General features: G+C 42.8%; 2 protein-coding genes. Both read left to right on the plus strand.

What is annotated here, in order from left to right; translation table 11 throughout:
* Window positions 1-180: hypothetical protein (locus DCC82_RS18445; protein ID WP_233253085.1), on the plus strand; the 180-nt coding region annotated here is incomplete at its 5' end.
* Window positions 181-593: 413 nt separating this feature from the next.
* A partial coding sequence (locus tag DCC82_RS16980) for an IS110 family transposase (RefSeq protein ID WP_146177918.1) occupies window positions 594-1,359 on the plus strand: 766 nt, incomplete at its 3' end.

Below are 1,359 nucleotides of genomic sequence, written 5' to 3' on the forward strand. Positions count from 1 at the left end.
AGGCACGCCGCCAGCGTTCGTCCTGAGCCAGGATCAAACTCTCCAAAAAGAAAGTTGATTGGCTTCTTTTCAACTTCAGCGCCGACACCGCAAGGTGTCGCTCGCCTCCGCTTTTCGTTGTGGACGCTTCGTTTTGTTCAGTTTTCAAGGAACATTAACATCAAACCTTCATTCATCTGACAACAACAATTATAACTAAATATCCAAGATTGTCAATATATTTAATTTCCTACATTTAATAGCTTCGTTATTTCACGCAAATCATAATTATATTCAAATCATCATATGTTGTCAATACTTTTTTGTTTATCCACTCGACACACTTAAAGCGACGTTTTGTATATTACAAACTTATTTATGTTTTGTCAATATATTTTTTAAAAGTAACTTTTTCATGTTATTTTGCCAACCTATTTCCACTTTAGTATATAATATCATCGACACATCTTTGCAAATATACATACATTTATTTAAAGGAGCATTCCTGTTAGAAGTTTTTTCGGGGACTTGAATAAAAAAAGCCCTCTTGGTATGATTCGGGGGTGTCAATCGGATGAATTGACCCCTAATTTGGATACCAAGGAGGACTATACATGAATTCTATCTCAAACAAGAAGATTAATCAAGTCACCGATCAAACGCTGGTGGTTGGCATGGATATCGCAAAGAAAAAACATTATGCCTGCTTTGTGGATGAGCGAGGGAGGGTATTAAAAAAGCCGTTTCCCGTTCTGCAATCGAGAGAAGGATTGGAATGGTTGTACCAGTGCATCGTGGAAGCCATGAAGGAATTTGAAAAAACCGAGGTGATCGTTGGCATCGAGCCAACGGGACATTATTGGCTCAATCTCGCCTATTTTCTTGATGAGAAAGGCATCCCTCTCGTCATGACAAACCCGATGCACGTGAAGCGATCCAAAGAGCTGGACGACAATCTTCCAACCAAGCATGATGCGAAAGACGCGCTCGTCATTGCCCGGTTAGTGAAAGACGGCCGATTCAGCTATCCGCGCATTCTGAAAGGGATGGAGGCCGAACTGCGCGTTGGAGCGACATTTCGCTCCAAATTGGTGGAAGAACAGGGAGCGATTCGAAATCAAATGATTCGCTGGCTTGATCGATATTTTCCGGAGTTTTCCCAAGTCTTCCCGTCATTTGGGAAAATGGCGCTCGCGGTGCTGGAATATACGCCATTTCCGAGTGATCTGGCAGGAAAAGAGCTAGAAGAGGTGCTGGCCCTTTACCGGCAAAGTGAGGGATTACAATCGCCACAAAAACCGAAAGCGGAGAAGTTGATGGAATTGGCCCAACACTCCATTGGCGTAACGGAAGGACAACAGATGGCCCGTATTGAAATCG

The organism is Geobacillus sp. LYN3 (genome assembly GCF_003064505.1).
Taxonomy (GTDB): domain Bacteria; phylum Bacillota; class Bacilli; order Bacillales; family Anoxybacillaceae; genus Parageobacillus_B; species Parageobacillus_B toebii.